This window comes from Nereida sp. (assembly GCF_965655635.1).
In the GTDB taxonomy this organism is placed as follows: Bacteria; Pseudomonadota; Alphaproteobacteria; order Rhodobacterales; family Rhodobacteraceae; genus Nereida.
Genome location: NZ_CBFHHE010000011.1, coordinates 41,056 through 54,678, shown reverse-complemented (window position 1 = coordinate 54,678; position 13,623 = coordinate 41,056). Strand labels below are relative to the sequence as shown.

Annotated in this window: 16 protein-coding genes; 5 read left to right on the top strand and 11 right to left on the bottom strand. The window is 54.1% G+C overall.

What is annotated here, in order from left to right; genetic code table 11:
* Positions 1-18 precede the first annotated feature (18 nt).
* Together ACTF5M_RS05530 and ACTF5M_RS05525 are read right to left on the bottom strand one after the other, a co-directional pair.
* Positions 19-1,713, bottom strand: coding sequence for a tetratricopeptide repeat protein (locus tag ACTF5M_RS05530; protein ID WP_438960071.1), 1,695 nt, complete (start codon positions 1,711-1,713; stop codon positions 19-21).
* Positions 1,714-1,839: 126 nt separating this feature from the next.
* Positions 1,840-3,492 carry an electron transfer flavoprotein-ubiquinone oxidoreductase gene (locus ACTF5M_RS05525; protein ID WP_438960070.1) on the bottom strand — a complete coding sequence of 551 codons (1,653 nt, stop codon included), beginning with the start codon at positions 3,490-3,492 and terminating at the stop codon, positions 1,840-1,842.
* Between the two features lie 206 nt (positions 3,493-3,698).
* Here ACTF5M_RS05525 and greA point away from each other — a divergent pair, with 206 nt between their 5' ends.
* Both greA and ACTF5M_RS05515 read left to right on the top strand, forming a co-directional pair.
* Entirely contained in the window at positions 3,699-4,169 is a 471-nt protein-coding gene (greA, locus tag ACTF5M_RS05520) for a transcription elongation factor GreA (protein WP_048598847.1), read from the top strand.
* A gap of 6 nt (positions 4,170-4,175) precedes the next feature.
* The gene (locus ACTF5M_RS05515) at positions 4,176-5,198 is read left to right on the top strand and encodes a hypothetical protein (RefSeq protein ID WP_438960069.1); all 1,023 of its coding nucleotides are present in this window, start codon (positions 4,176-4,178) and stop codon (positions 5,196-5,198) included.
* Positions 5,199-5,200: 2 nt separating this feature from the next.
* Here ACTF5M_RS05515 and ACTF5M_RS05510 read toward each other — a convergent pair whose 3' ends face one another.
* The 4 genes from ACTF5M_RS05510 to ACTF5M_RS05495 are packed head-to-tail and all read right to left on the bottom strand — an operon-like array spanning position 5,201 to position 9,325.
* Positions 5,201-7,363 (bottom strand): molybdopterin-binding protein, encoded by a 2,163-nt coding sequence (locus ACTF5M_RS05510; protein ID WP_438960068.1) that lies wholly within the window; start codon positions 7,361-7,363, stop codon positions 5,201-5,203.
* Positions 7,360-7,854, bottom strand: coding sequence for a molybdopterin-guanine dinucleotide biosynthesis protein B (mobB, locus tag ACTF5M_RS05505; protein ID WP_438960067.1), 495 nt, complete (start codon positions 7,852-7,854; stop codon positions 7,360-7,362). The genes ACTF5M_RS05510 and mobB overlap by 4 nt, the downstream gene beginning before the upstream one ends.
* A complete protein-coding gene (gene mobA, locus ACTF5M_RS05500) occupies positions 7,851-8,441 on the bottom strand; it encodes a molybdenum cofactor guanylyltransferase MobA (RefSeq protein WP_438960066.1) in 591 nt (196 codons plus the stop codon). The genes mobB and mobA overlap by 4 nt, the downstream gene beginning before the upstream one ends.
* On the bottom strand, positions 8,438-9,325 hold the full coding sequence (locus tag ACTF5M_RS05495) for a formate dehydrogenase accessory sulfurtransferase FdhD (protein ID WP_438960065.1): 888 nt from the start codon (positions 9,323-9,325) through the stop codon (positions 8,438-8,440). Before ACTF5M_RS05495 ends, mobA begins: the two co-directional genes overlap by 4 nt.
* Positions 9,326-9,380: 55 nt before the next feature.
* Here ACTF5M_RS05495 and ACTF5M_RS05490 point away from each other — a divergent pair, with 55 nt between their 5' ends.
* Positions 9,381-10,094: an AzlC family ABC transporter permease gene (locus ACTF5M_RS05490; protein WP_438960064.1), complete on the top strand. Its 714-nt coding sequence runs from the start codon at positions 9,381-9,383 to the stop codon at positions 10,092-10,094.
* Positions 10,091-10,429, top strand: a complete 339-nt coding sequence (locus ACTF5M_RS05485) for an AzlD domain-containing protein (RefSeq protein ID WP_438960063.1) — start codon at positions 10,091-10,093, stop codon at positions 10,427-10,429. Before ACTF5M_RS05490 ends, ACTF5M_RS05485 begins: the two co-directional genes overlap by 4 nt.
* 12 nt (positions 10,430-10,441) lie before the next feature.
* Here ACTF5M_RS05485 and ACTF5M_RS05480 read toward each other — a convergent pair whose 3' ends face one another.
* From ACTF5M_RS05480 to ACTF5M_RS05465, 4 genes are all read right to left on the bottom strand, one after another.
* Positions 10,442-11,065: a hypothetical protein gene (locus tag ACTF5M_RS05480; RefSeq protein WP_438960062.1), complete on the bottom strand. Its 624-nt coding sequence runs from the start codon at positions 11,063-11,065 to the stop codon at positions 10,442-10,444.
* 4 nt (positions 11,066-11,069) lie between these two features.
* Positions 11,070-11,210 carry an aa3-type cytochrome c oxidase subunit IV gene (locus tag ACTF5M_RS05475; RefSeq protein ID WP_048598839.1) on the bottom strand — a complete coding sequence of 47 codons (141 nt, stop codon included), beginning with the start codon at positions 11,208-11,210 and terminating at the stop codon, positions 11,070-11,072.
* 102 nt (positions 11,211-11,312) lie between these two features.
* On the bottom strand, positions 11,313-11,762 hold the full coding sequence (locus tag ACTF5M_RS05470) for a DUF6173 family protein (RefSeq protein WP_438960061.1): 450 nt from the start codon (positions 11,760-11,762) through the stop codon (positions 11,313-11,315).
* A 39-nt stretch (positions 11,763-11,801) separates the two neighbouring features.
* The gene (locus ACTF5M_RS05465; protein ID WP_438960060.1) at positions 11,802-12,260 is read right to left on the bottom strand and encodes an Lrp/AsnC family transcriptional regulator; all 459 of its coding nucleotides are present in this window, start codon (positions 12,258-12,260) and stop codon (positions 11,802-11,804) included.
* A 115-nt stretch (positions 12,261-12,375) separates the two neighbouring features.
* Here ACTF5M_RS05465 and ACTF5M_RS05460 point away from each other — a divergent pair, with 115 nt between their 5' ends.
* Positions 12,376-12,585, top strand: a complete 210-nt coding sequence (locus ACTF5M_RS05460; protein WP_438960059.1) for a DUF6356 family protein — start codon at positions 12,376-12,378, stop codon at positions 12,583-12,585.
* Here the strand turns inward: ACTF5M_RS05460 and ACTF5M_RS05455 are convergent.
* Complete coding sequence (locus ACTF5M_RS05455; RefSeq protein ID WP_438960058.1) at positions 12,582-13,622, bottom strand: MBL fold metallo-hydrolase; 1,041 nt, start codon at positions 13,620-13,622, stop codon at positions 12,582-12,584. The genes ACTF5M_RS05460 and ACTF5M_RS05455 overlap by 4 nt on opposite strands.
* Position 13,623: the final 1 nt, after the last annotated feature.

The window sequence follows — 13,623 nt, the reverse complement described above, 5'->3', positions numbered from 1 at the left end:
AATATCCAAAACTGGAGGTCAGCCACCAGACTGTACTGGCGGCAACGGGGGGGCGCCTTCATCTTCGAGCACCACATCAAGTCCCACTTCCAGCTTGCGCCTAATCCGCGGCAAATCATCTTCCGCTGGATCGAAAGACAATGCACGTGACCACTGAAAACGTGCCTCAGTCCGCCGACCAACAGCCCACAGCACATCCCCCAGGTGGTCGTTCACCACAGGGTCAGTCGCAGCGAGTGAGGCGGCAACTTCCATAGGGGCCACGGCCTCGTCATAACGCCCGAGCCGGTACAAAACCCACCCAAGGCTATCAAGGATAAAGCCACTGTCAGGACGTGCAGCCGCGGCCGTCTCGATCATCTCTAATGCTTCGTCGAGCTTAATTTTCTTCTCAACGAGTGAATAACCAAGATAGTTCAGCACGTTCGGCTGATCGGGATTAAGGGTCAAGGCTTTGCGAAAATCGGCCTCTGCCTGTGGCCACAAATCGCGCCGCTCAAACGTTATCCCGCGGGCATAGTACAAAAACCATGCATTGGGATCGCCCTGCTCCAAAAGCTTGATCGCGGTGCTATAGGCTGCCGTTGCTTCCTCAAACCGCTCAAGACGGCGTAACATATCTCCTAAGGTTGAGTGGACCACCTGCAGATCACCGTGACTGTCTTGCAAAGCGGTCAATGCCTCAACCGCTGCATCTTTGCGGTCGCTTTCAAAAAGCGCCTCTGCACGACCAATCTCTGCGGCATGAAAGGAGGTGCTGTCCGGCGTGATCTGACCATAAGCATTCGCCGCTAAAACATGATTACCCAACTCATCCAACAGACCCGCGATCAACAAATTCGCTTCATCAAAATCAGCCCGCACATAGGCTGCAGCACGTGCGTAGAGAAGCGCAAAATCTGGGCCAGCCTCGTCGCGGAGAACCGATGCAACAGTCCAAAAAACCTCAGCCAAGCCCTGCTGTGCGCTCAAAACTGTCGTCAGAGGTACGGCTTTGCGCCCCTCTAGACCACTGCGCAGTTCTTGTAATTCAGGATCTAATGCCCGTTGAAAGTTATCATCAATAAGCGCGGCTGCGTCCATGTTGCGGCCCAGTTGACTCAAAAATTCAGCGCGCACCATGATCGAACGCCGCGTATACCCAAGGGCGCCAACTTTATCATCAGTCAATAGGCCCAACGCGCCCTCAAAGTCACCGAATGTGCCCTTAGCCAAAGCGTGGTGCAAATTCGCAAAACCACTCATTCCGTTCATTGAGGCCATATCCTCAAAATAGTCTGTGGCGGCGCTTACATCGCCTAAGCCCAAGGTTGCCCAAGCCACGACCAAGCCGTCAACAAGCGGGCTTATGCGCCGGCCTGCCCCTAACCCTTCTACGATTTCCGTGAATTGTTCATCTTTTGCCAACCCTGCAACCGCAATCAATCCCGCGATTTGGTTTTGGTTCATATCAAGATCAGAGCCACGCAAAAGTGCGACAGCACCCGCTACATCACCGGCATTTGCACGGCCCGCCAAGGCCGCCTCAAGCAAGGTGGGGTTGGCCGCGTCGCTGCGTTGTGCCTGGGAATAATACTGGCCAACCGCTGCGTAATCACCGTTAAACTGCGCATGACGCCCCGCAAGATAGGACCCCGCAACGCCCTGCGCATTACCAACGGCTGGCAGAAGCAAAGTGGCACTCAAAACGATGGGGCGAATGTATCGGCGCATGGGGTCTCCTGTGTGTCAGGACAGCTTGCCCGAGTTGCGCCCCACCCACAAGCAAAGGGCACAAAAAAGGGCGCCCCGTAGAGCGCCCTGATCAATGAACTTTTCGTCAACTGGAGCCAACAAGGATCACATGTTGGGATAGTTCGGCCCATCACCGCCTTGGGGCGTGGTCCAATTGATGTTCTGGCTAGGGTCTTTGATATCGCAAGTTTTGCAATGAACGCAGTTTTGAAAGTTAATCACAAACCGCGTATCAGCGCCCGCTTCCTCGACAAACTCATAAACTCCAGCGGGGCAATACCGCGCTGACGGGCCTGCGTATTTTGGCAGGTTCACGGCCACAGGTATGCTCGGGTCTTTCAACTTGAGGTGCGCAGGTTGGCTTTCCTCGTGGTTGGTCATTGCAAAGCTTACATTGGTAAGCCGGTCGAACGACAACACACCATCCGGCTTGGGATACTCAATTGGCTTGTGATCTTTCGCTTCGCCCGTAGCAGCAGCGTCACTTTTGCCGTGCTTCATCGTGCCCAACAAAGAGACCCCAAAGAGATTATTAGTCCACATATCAAACCCACCAAGGGTCAGCGACGCAGTCAGGCCGTATTTTGACCAAAGCGGCTTCACGTTGCGCACCTTCTTAAGGTCTTTTGCAATTGGGCCGCTGTGCACACGTTCGGCGTAGCCAGCAAGGACATCGCCGGCGCGATCGGCCTTGATTGCCTCGACCGCAGCTTCAGCCGCAGCAATCCCCGAAAGCATTGCGTTATGATTGCCCTTAATCCGTGGAACGTTGACCATACCCGCAGAACATCCAAGCAGCGCACCACCAGGGAATGCCAATTCTGGCATCGCCTGATACCCACCTTCGGTAATTGCACGCGCGCCGTACGCAACACGTTTGCCGCCTTTGAGCAGCTCAGCAACCATCGGGTGATGCTTAAAGCGCTGGAATTCCATGTAAGGGAACAAGTGTGGATTTTCGTAGTTCAGATGCACAACGAACCCGACATAAACTTGGTTATTGTCGAGGTGATAGATGAAAGACCCACCGCCCGCGTTGCCATTCAGCGGCCACCCCATTGTGTGAGTGACGCTGCCTTCTTTGTGCTTTTCGGGATCGATTTCCCAAATCTCTTTCATGCCTAGGCCGTATTTTTGCGGCCCTGAGTCTCTATCCAACTCATATTTGGCAATCACTTCCTTGGACAGCGAACCGCGCACGCCCTCAGACAAGAAAACATATTTGCCGTTCAACTCCATGCCCGGCTCATAAGCATCACCGGGGGTGCCATCGGCATTCAAGCCGAACTCACCAGCAACAACACCTTTGACTTCACCGTTGTCACCATAAACCAATTCAGAACATGCCATGCCTGGGAAAATCTCAACGCCCAACTCCTCGGCCTGCTCGGCCATCCAACGGCAGACATTACCCATTGAGACGATGTAGTTACCATGGTTATTCATCAGCGGCGGCATTGCAAAATTAGGCAGGCGCACCTGACCAGCTTCGCCAAGCATATAGAAGTTGTCGTTCTTCACAGGCACGTTAAGCGGCGCGCCCTTTTCTTTCCAATCAGGGATAAGCGCGTTCAGGCCTGCAGGATCAAGTACTGCGCCAGAAAGAATGTGCGCGCCAACTTCTGAACCCTTTTCGAGCACAACAACGTTCATGTCCGCATCCAGTTGCTTAAGCTTTATGGCGGCAGACAAGCCAGCTGGACCTGCGCCAACGATGACCACGTCATATTCCATTGCTTCACGTTCAATCTGGGACATTTTCTCGGCTCCAATAAATGTTGCAAAAATATATGGCGACAGGAATTAAAGGGTCAATTGAAAAAAGGCGCTGGTTTTTCATGACGCTGCGCCTTAGCTGCAATTAGTCGCTCAATCCTGTGCCTGCTCCTTGCATTTCCCTTCGCTTTTGCGTTTTGTAGCGCAATAGATCGAGCAACAAAACCACGGCCTTAGAAAGACAGAAAATGGATAAAATTCCTCTCACAAAAGCTGGTGCAGATCGACTTGATGCGGAGTTAAAGGGACTGAAATCTAAGGATCGCCCCGAGATAATCGCGGCGATCGCGGAAGCGCGTGAATTGGGCGATCTTAAAGAGAACGCCGAGTACCACTCTGCGCGTGAAAAACAAAGCTTCATCGAAGGCCGCATCGCAGAGTTGGAGGCTATCCTCAGCCGCGCAGATATCATCGACACCTCAAAAATGTCGGGCACGGTCAAGTTCGGCGCGCATGTTGAATTGGTTGACGAAGACACCGATGAAGAAAAGACCTATCAAGTCGTGGGTGAGCCGGAAGCCGACATTGAGCGCGGCCTGCTGAACATCGCCTCGCCTTTGGCGCGCGCTTTGATCGGGAAAGAAGAAGGCGACAGCATCGAAGTACGCACCCCAGGTGGCACGCGGTCTTACGAAATTCTGTCCGTTAAATTTTCGTAACTCGTGATGGCCACCACCTCACCGCAGCCACAGCCTCAATCCAAGTCAAAGCCGAAAAATGACTTGCTTGCCCCGCCCGAACGCAGTGCGATTTCCTCGACCGAGGTTATCGCAGCAGCGTTGACGCTTGTGTGGTTAATCGGGTCAGCGGTATTCTTTTTGATGCTGCCGACAGAAGGATCTTTCAATAGCCTTCAGTTCGTTATGGTTCTACTCGCGGTGTTTATGCCCGTCGCGTTGATCTGGGTCGCTGCAACAGCCGCGCGTTCGATCCGTGTGATGCGCGAAGAAAGCAGCAGGTTGCATTCGGCCATCGACGGGATGCGCAAAACATATCTTGAGCAACAGAAAGCCGTCACTGAAAGGGCGCGCCCAGACGTTGAGAAAAAGATCGAAGAAATCGCAGCCACAGCGCGCGAAACATCTTCGGCGCTGGCAACATTCACTTCCAGCCGTACCGATGCACCGCGCATCAGCATCGACACAATCAAAGCAACCACCAGTGCGGATGGGCAAACTGCCCTGCCCCTCGGCACACCCATGGAGGCGCTGCAGCCCGCGCTCGAAAACGAAGATTTCATCCGCGCACTCAATTTCCCCGAAACCGCCGAAGACACTGTTGGCTTCGCCGCACTTCGCAAGGCCCTAAAAGATCACCGCGCCAGCCAATTGATCACCGCAGCACAAGACATGCTGACCTTACTGAGCCAGGAAGGGATCTACATGGACGACCTGCGCCATGATCGCGCTAAGCCAGAATTGTGGCGGCGTTTTGCACAAGGTGAGCGCGGTCCCGCGATTGCAGCCATTGGCGGTGTACGCGACAGATCATCCCTCGCCCTAACTGCAGGACGCATGAAAGAAGACGTCATCTTTCGGGACGCAGCGCACCACTTTTTGCGCCGATTTGACAAAGTCATGATGGAATTTGAACCACACGCGTCCGATGCGGAATTGGCAAAACTGTCCACAACACGCACCGCATTGGCATTCATGCTTTTGGGTCGTGTGGCCGGAATGTTCAGCTAAACCTACAGCCCAAGACTCGAAAACGGAATGTAGCGAACGGGCGCCCCAGGGGTGATTTCTTGCGCCTCGTCCGGCAACTCAACCAGTCCTTCGGCCCACGACAGTCCACCAATGCGGCCAGACCCTTCTGAGGCAAAAACCTCGGCGACACCGCCACGCAGACGGGCCCGCAGAAACTCGCGGCGGCCTTCTTTTTTGCGCTTTGAAAAACCCGCGGGCACAGTAACTGCTTGCGGTACTGCAAAATCCCCACCAGCCAAACAGGTCATCGCGGGGTATGCAAAAATAGTCGTGCAAACAAAGGCCGCAACAGGATTTCCAGGCAGGCCAAACACCGGCACACCGCTCCACATCGCCAACGCCAGCGGCCGCCCGGGTTTGACCGCAATCCGCCACCACGCAAGCGAGCCTGAACTTTGCAACAACTTTGAAACGTGGTCCTCATCACCCGCGGATGCGCCACCTGATGTCAGGATCACATCCGCAGAATTAGCCGCTTCATCGAGTGCTGCTTGCAATGCATTCGGATCGTCGCGGATGATCCCCATATCAACAGGCTCAAACCCCCAACTCGCGATCATCGACAAAAGCATGGGGCGATTTGCATCAAAAATTTGACCCGCTTTGGCAATGCTACCCGCCTCTACCAACTCGTCACCAGTAGAGATAACTGCAACCCGAAGGGGTGCGCGAACGTCGATATTACTGATCCCACCAGCCGTCAGAAAAGCTGCACCCGCGGGGGTGATTTTACGCGCGGTGCGTAGCATCACATCACCTTTCATAACGTCTTCACCAGTCTTGCGCGTGTTGGCACCTTTGCGCAGACCTCCGTGAAAAGCGATGCGAATGGGCTGCCCGTCCTCATCCGTCTCAACGGTGCAATCCTCTTCAAGCACAACCGTATCAACGCCGCTCGGAACAACCGCGCCCGTCAAAATACGGATCGCATGACCTTTTGGAACAGCACCCGAAAACGGCGCGCCAGCGGCGGCGCGCCCCATAACTACGGGTAATTCATTAAGCCCATCCAAGATGGCATCTGCCGAAATTCCATACCCATCGACCGCGCAATTTGCGTGCGGTGGGTTTGCGCGCTGTGCGAAAACATCACTTGCAAGGTAACGCCCCACCGCGTCTTTCACCGCAATGGTTTCTATAGCTGTTACGGCGCGAACCCGTTTTTTCAACTGATCCAGCGCCTCATCAACGGGCGTCCAACTCACGCCTTGTGGCAACGCAAAACAGTCGTTCACAAGAGGGGGAGGCGTCAAGCGGCCGCCATCTATTTTTTGCTTTCGCACACCCAATATCCACCCTTCTTCCCAGGCAATCTGCGCATCATTCGGGTCCGTCGTCTGATCAAAACCTGCACCAAAAAGCGCGTCCAACTCAGCATTCTCGAACGCCTCGCAAACCGCGCGGACCTGACGCGCGTCGAGCACATCAAATATCATTCCAGTATCACCTGTACGATGCGTTGCATCAAACAATGACGGATAAATTTCGGCCAGTACAATGTTTGTTGCGGGCTTTGCAAAACCTGTCTCAAACGGCCAAACTGTAATGCCGCTACCGTAGCGCGCCCGCAGCTTGGCCAACATCGGCAACCCCACAAGAGACTGCCCACCAACAGAGCCCGGTGTGTAGAGCTTCCACATTGGCTGCGCGCTTGACGTCAATGCCTCAACCGTGCGGCGCTCGGGGAACTGCAGGGGACCCCGCTCGGACCCGCGTTGGCGCAACGCATCGGTTTCAGCGCCCTTTGGGCACCCCCAAAAAGGTCCGATGCTATCCAGAGCGCGGTTAATCTGATCGGCCACCTCAAAGCGGTTATTTCTGTTGTCTGGCCCATCTTTAATGCGTTCGGCCAACCAATCCCACACGCCAAGCACAGAAGATTGCCCCGTCAGAGCCTGCGCAAAACCCCGTGGGTAGCCGAAACCAAAATCAAACCCGACGAGAACGCGCGCGCGGGCATCTTGTGCCCTATCAAGCATCGCGTAAATAGCATCCATCGCCGACAGCCGCGTTCGAAAATATTGCACGTCTACTGGCTGCCCGCGCACCTTTGAACCAACATAAATGGCGTTCGCGACGGGCTTGACCGAAGATGGCGTCGAGGAAGATGACCAATCGACCGCGATGATCTGATCGAAGCTCAAAGACCTGCCTTTGCGCAGATGAAATCCGCAATCACGACGGTATCATCCAAATCAAATTGCGGCTTTGACGTATCAAGCACTGTGTCCGTGGCATAGGCCAACACCGATGCGTCCTCGATCATGGATTGGGATGTTTGCTGCCGGTAAGCGCATACTTTCGGGTGCATGTTCCGTTTGAACCCTTCAACCAAAACCAAGTCAACGGGCGCCAGCTGTGCCAGCAATTTCTCAAGCGGTGGCTCGGGCTCTCCGCGCAATTCAGTCATCAACGCCCATCGGTTTGCGCTGGCCAAAAGTACTTGTTGTGCGCCTGCGTCACGGTGGCGGTAGCTATCTTTGCCTTGTTGGTCGATGTCGAAGTTATGATGCGCATGCTTCAATGTGCTTACCGAAAAACCGCGCGCCGAAATTTCAGCCACAAGCCGCTCCATCAAGCCCGTCTTTCCTGCATTTTTCCAGCCAATGACACCAAAAACCTTTTGCTCCGTCATAAGTATCGCTCCGCCTTCGCCAAATCTTCGGGCGTGTTGATATTGAAGAACGGGTCAACCGAACCGACCTCGAAAGAAGCGGTTGCCGCATGATGCTGATCGGTCCACGCGACGACTTTGCGCAGCCCCCCTTGTAAAGCCGCGCGCAGATCATCGCGCAATGCAACCGGCCAAATTCCAAACGTAGGGTGACAACCATCCGTTGCCGCCAAAGCCAGCCGATGGGTCATCTTATCAGCAGCCATCATCAAACGGGGCGTCAAATCACATGGGAAAAAAGGCGTGTCCGCAGCGACGCTTACAACCGTTTCCGCACCCTGCTCAGCCGCCCAATCAAGACCTGCAAGAATACCCGCAAGAGGACCTAAAAACCCACCGATACTGTCAGCAACCACGTCATGACCAATTTGGCCAAACCGCGTGGGATCGCCGTTGGCGTTAAGGCACAGCCCCGCCACTTGTGGTTCAAGACGCTCAATCACCCGCTCAAGCAACGTTGTGCCGCCAAGCTGCAAAAGCGCCTTGTCCCCGCCCCCCATCCGGCGTGCTTGGCCGCCCGCCAGAATAACACCGAAGGGTTGCTTCATTGCTTCGCTCCCTTGCGGCCAGATTTCAATGGTTCGTCGCGGACTGAAGCAAGATCAGCGTCGCGCACCAAACGATCATTGCCAGCCAAACAGACAAACCGCTGCCCACGCATCCGGCCAATCAAGGTCAAACCGACGTGCTGGGCAATTTCCACGCCCCATGCCGTAAACCCAGAACGCGACACTAAGGCCGGAATACCCATCATCGCTGTTTTGATAACCATCTCAGATGTAAGGCGGCCTGTGGTGTACAAAATCTTATCCGATGGGCTCACACCCTCTGACAGCATCCAGCCAGCGACTTTGTCCACTGCGTTATGGCGACCAACGTCTTCCATATAAACGAGGGGGCGATCTTGCTGGCAGAGCACAGTGCCGTGAATAGCACCTGAGGTCAGATAGATGCTGGGTGTCGTGTTGATCTGATGCGCTAATGCATAAAGCCATGACGTTTTCACAGGGACTTGGGGCAACGTCACGCCCTCAAGCCCCTCCATCATATCTCCAAAAACTGTCCCAACAGCACAACCACTTGTACGGGTCTTTTTCTTGAGTTTATCCTCAAACACCGTTTGGCTAGCCGTGCGCACAACCACAGTCTCTAGCTCTTCATCGTAGTCTACGTCAGTGACGTCAGAAGCATCATCGAGCATCCCTTGATTGCACAAAAACCCAAGTGCGAGGTATTGAGGGAAGTCACCAATTGTCATCGCCGTGACAATTTCCTGACTGTTCAAAAATATGGTCAAAGGACGTTCTTCGACCACAAGCGTCTCAATCTGAGCGCCGGTGTGATCAACTCCCGCAACCGAACGCGTCAGGCGCAAACCGCCGCGCGCACCCAGCGGGTCTGGCGCGATAATGTAATCTGCCTCATAAGCCATTTGCATCCCCCTGACACTCGTCTAAGTCGTGTCTTGAACAACGTAGAGAGTCACAATGTTATCTACCACAGCGAAATCGACATATCTGCAGGGCTTCCACGACGGCCTGCCATTTCTTTTGGTCCTTGCACCATTTGGACTGTTGTTTGGGGTCGTGGGCACAGAAGCCGGATTAAACATTGCAGAAGTCATGGGCTTTGGCGTTTTGGTCATCGCGGGAGCCGCACAATTCACAGCGGTGCAGCTAATGGTCGAGGACGCGCCTACACTTATCGTGCTTGCAACATCTCTTGCTGTAAACCTGCGTATGGCCATGTATTCCGCCGCAATGGTGCCACATCTGGGCAAGGCCCGCCTTTGGCAGCGCGCACTTGTGAGCTATTCGATGGTGGACCAAACATACGCACTTGCAGATCAAAAGTTCCAAGACGAAACCGCTTGGACCCTCCCCCAAAAGCTGCGCTATTTTGCGGGCACCGTCACACCCATTTGCTCATCATGGTATGCGATGACCTACGCTGGGGCAAAACTGGGTAGCTCTATTCCGCCGGAATATGCGCTCGACTTTGCGATCCCGATTACATTTCTTGCACTTATCGCACCTGCTTTGCGCACACTGCCACACGTTATTGCAGCGGCAACTTCTGTTGTGGTGGCCCTGTTGTGCATGAATGTGCCGTATAGCCTTGGAATTATCATCGCAGGCATCGCGGCAATGATCGTGGGCGCGCAGGCTGAGTTAATGCTAAAAAAGGAGCCTAAGTCATGATTTCGGATAATGTAAACGTTTGGCTAATTATCGGTGTTTTAGCGCTTGGGACCTTCATTAGCCGGTTTTCATTTTTGGGCTTGATAGGTGACCGTGAATTGCCGGAATGGATTTTGCGACACCTTCGCTACACGGCCGTTGCGGTTTTGCCCGCACTAATTGCACCGGTTGTGCTGTTTCCGCCCGCAACAAACGGTGAAGTGGACCCCGCACGCCTGTCAGCTGCGATTGTCACGTTGGCCGTTGGTGTTTGGACGCGCAATGTCCTTTGGGCAATCATTTTGGGTGCCGCAGCACTTTACGGGATGCTCTATCTCACTGGTGGTTTTGGCTAAAGTGCTAGCGCATTAGTCCAGATCAACATCAATATATTGCGAAAGCGCCACGGCTTTATTGCCGTCATCCGTCTCATAATATTCTTGTTCCGTTACACCGGGCAGTGCGCCAAACCGCTCGCGCGCTTTGTTGGGAAAGTATGTCGTACCAATGCTTTCAAAACCGTCAAGCTGGCTCAAGATACTCGTAATGCTTCGGGTGCACCCCGCCGAAGGGACAGCGCCGTTATTGATTACCAACTGAAGGGCTTGCTCGGCCACACCTGCAGGCACTTCGATCGTTTGTTCAACCACACGGTGGGTAATGCGGGCATGGGCACCGATATAAAATCGCTTATAAAGGGGTGTAATCCCATAAAGCACATCACCACGCTCGGGGATTGATTTAGCTTCAAAACTTCCAGCAGGGTCAAACAGAACGCGCTGCGATCCGTTGACCAGCAGGGCGCTGTGCGCGCCAGAGTTAGTACCGTTACTTACAACAGTAATCAAAGAAAGGGCGGGAGGGCCGTCGTGGCGATAAACGCTCTCGCGGATTTCACTGTCTGTCGCGGTTAGCAGGTCCTGAGGTGGTGTCAGGCACCCCGCCAGCAGCATCGCCGCTGTGAACAGTGCAGCAATGCTCCGCGTTTTCATCTGCTTAACCGCCAATAATGGCGAGCAAGATCAACGTCGCAATGATGATCACCACACTCCACGTTGTGAATTTTACGAAGCCCGCAAAAGTTTTCTCTTGGACTTCGATGTCCATTTTACCGTGCTCGTGCTTGTCATCAGCCATGTCTAATTTCCCGTTTAGCTAAGTATTTTTGAGAACCGCATAAAGCATATTTGCACGTATTTCTAGTGATTTCACTGCCCCTGCGACACTGCTCACACCGGCTTAGGCAACGGGCCTTTCAAGTTGTTCGGCAAGGCGGAAACCAATCCGGTTAGGCTCAGGCGCGTCGACCTCCTTGGGAATTACGCGCAACATCACATTAAGCTGAGTGACGTGCTGTACCAGCTGTGTCTGGGCGCCCACTGCGTCCGTGCCGTAGAACGTAACAATATCAGGGTCAAAATATCCCATGCCTTCAATTCGCAGCACGCCTGCATCGCCACCCGCGAAACCCATCGCGGCCTCATGCTCGGCGTCCAGCGTTTCTTCAAACTTCTTGAGGTACAAAACCACCCGCTCATAAGCCCATTGCGCGGCGCTTTTCTTACTGACCGCTTGGGTCATTGCGGATGGCAGTTTCTCATCTTGGGTGCCTGTCGCGTTTGCGGCACGCATCTTCGGCAGCACATCATCTTCCAATGCGTCCGCGCTTGTTTTAATCACGTTATCCATCGTTACTTCCTTCGCCTATTACACGCCCACACCGCAGCATCATAACGGCAGCGCAGTGGTATCCTTGATGTCTTCCATAACAAAGCTTGCAGAGATATCGGAAACCGCAACCTGCGCGATAAACTTTTTGTAAAACCGATCATACGCCGCAACATCTGCGACACGCACGCGCAGAACATAATCTAGATCACCGGTCATTCGGTGCGCACCGACAATTTCAGGAAATAAGCTCACTGCACGGTTGAATAAACGCATCCATTCCGCATCGTGATTATTCGTCCGTACCATTACAAAAACCAAAAGCGGGCAGCCCGCCTGCTCTGGATCAAGCAGGGTCACACGCTTGCGGATCAACCCCGTCGCCTCCATCGCCTTTATTCGCCGCCAGCAGGCATTGCGGGACAGGTTTGCATGTTCGCCCAACTGATCAAGACTAACAGTAGCGTCATCCTGCAAAGCAGACAGCAAAGCGTTGTCAATAGAATCTAAATCAGCCATAAGTGGAATTTTATCCCAACTTTTCCCGCTTTAACAGTACATTTTTGGGACACAGCCTCACAACTGCGCAGCCATAATAAAGGCACAACAACCCCAACGCCTGTCGGAGCCTGATATGACCCGTGTCCTCACTGCCCTTTTCTCTGATCATCCCGCCTCAGTGAACGAGACCTATTTTGAGCATATGCGCTTTGCAGCGACTTTTGCATTTTGGCTGATGGCGGCCGCTTTTTGCGCTGCGGTGCACGCAATCATTCCTGCCCTATTTGAAAAGACCGCTGGCAACATTATCCGCCGCCTGCATGACAAAATCACGAACCGCTAAGGGTTGTCTGTCACCCGCTGAAACAGCCACTGACCATCCTCAGACAGAGTCCGCGTTGCCCGCCCGTGATGCCAAAGATGTAAGCAATGCGAGAGAGCCTCAACAAGCGCCAGCCCGTATTCGCCGCCTACAATCTGCCGCTTGAACAATGGCATAAAGCACTGTGCTGCAATTTGCGGCTCTGACAAATGGGCCTCCAGACGGCGCAGCGCACCATGATGATTTTCAATCAACTGCCGCATCCGCACGGGCAGGCCCGTGAATGGCAGCTTATGCCCCCCTAAAACAAAATGATCGTCGCGCGCCAATGCGCCCAAACGCTCGCACGCCTCAAGCCAATCAGCGACAGGATCCGCCTCCGGCTCGGTCGCGTAGACACCAATATTTGAGCTGATTGAGGCAATGATCTGATCGCCAGAAATTACCAAATTGTCATCACGGCTCCAGAACGTGGCGTGCTCGGGGGAGTGCCCGTTACCGATGTGAATATCCCAGCTACGTCCGCCCATAATGATAGCGCCACCCTGCTGAATGCGCGTGTAGCCAAGGGGCATCGGCGCAACAAAATCAGCGTAGTTGAAGGGCCGCTCATTGCGGCGCTGTTCAAGAATATCAGACGCCATCCCAGCACGGTGCCAAAAGTCAACGGTTTGCGCAGTCGGCCTGTCCTGCGCATCCAGTTGCAACATGCGCGAAAAAAGCCATGTCGTCCGGGTACAGATAAGTTCTGCGCCAAATTCGGACTGAAACCAGCCCGCAAGACCCACATGATCGGGATGGTGATGGGTGACGATGACCCGTTGAACCGGCTTGCCGGCCAAAGGGCCATCCATCAACGCGCGCCAAATACTTCGGCTCCGTTTAGAAGCAAACCCCGCATCGATGATCGTCCAACTGTCGCCATCATCAAGGGCGTAAACATTCACATGATCAAGCGCCATGGGTAGCGGCAAACGCATCCACAGCACACCTTGAGCGACTTCGATTGCTTCACCCTCAGCGGGCGGCTGCGCGAATGGATAGGCCAGTTTTATCATG

Coding starts and splice junctions, on each gene's coding strand:
- ACTF5M_RS05495 (WP_438960065.1), bottom strand. CDS start 9,325: ATGGCTTATGAGGCAGATTACATTATCGCGCCAGACCCGCTGGGTGCG.
- ACTF5M_RS05460 (WP_438960059.1), top strand. CDS start 12,376: ATGACCCGTGTCCTCACTGCCCTTTTCTCTGATCATCCCGCCTCAGTG.
- mobA (WP_438960066.1), bottom strand. CDS start 8,441: ATGAAGCAACCCTTCGGTGTTATTCTGGCGGGCGGCCAAGCACGCCGG.
- ACTF5M_RS05455 (WP_438960058.1), bottom strand. CDS start 13,622: ATGATAAAACTGGCCTATCCATTCGCGCAGCCGCCCGCTGAGGGTGAA.
- ACTF5M_RS05475 (WP_048598839.1), bottom strand. CDS start 11,210: ATGGCTGATGACAAGCACGAGCACGGTAAAATGGACATCGAAGTCCAA.
- mobB (WP_438960067.1), bottom strand. CDS start 7,854: ATGACGGAGCAAAAGGTTTTTGGTGTCATTGGCTGGAAAAATGCAGGA.
- ACTF5M_RS05525 (WP_438960070.1), bottom strand. CDS start 3,492: ATGTCCCAGATTGAACGTGAAGCAATGGAATATGACGTGGTCATCGTT.
- ACTF5M_RS05485 (WP_438960063.1), top strand. CDS start 10,091: ATGATTTCGGATAATGTAAACGTTTGGCTAATTATCGGTGTTTTAGCG.
- ACTF5M_RS05515 (WP_438960069.1), top strand. CDS start 4,176: ATGGCCACCACCTCACCGCAGCCACAGCCTCAATCCAAGTCAAAGCCG.
- greA (WP_048598847.1), top strand. CDS start 3,699: ATGGATAAAATTCCTCTCACAAAAGCTGGTGCAGATCGACTTGATGCG.
- ACTF5M_RS05530 (WP_438960071.1), bottom strand. CDS start 1,713: ATGCGCCGATACATTCGCCCCATCGTTTTGAGTGCCACTTTGCTTCTG.
- ACTF5M_RS05470 (WP_438960061.1), bottom strand. CDS start 11,762: ATGGATAACGTGATTAAAACAAGCGCGGACGCATTGGAAGATGATGTG.
- ACTF5M_RS05465 (WP_438960060.1), bottom strand. CDS start 12,260: ATGGCTGATTTAGATTCTATTGACAACGCTTTGCTGTCTGCTTTGCAG.
- ACTF5M_RS05490 (WP_438960064.1), top strand. CDS start 9,381: ATGTTATCTACCACAGCGAAATCGACATATCTGCAGGGCTTCCACGAC.
- ACTF5M_RS05480 (WP_438960062.1), bottom strand. CDS start 11,065: ATGAAAACGCGGAGCATTGCTGCACTGTTCACAGCGGCGATGCTGCTG.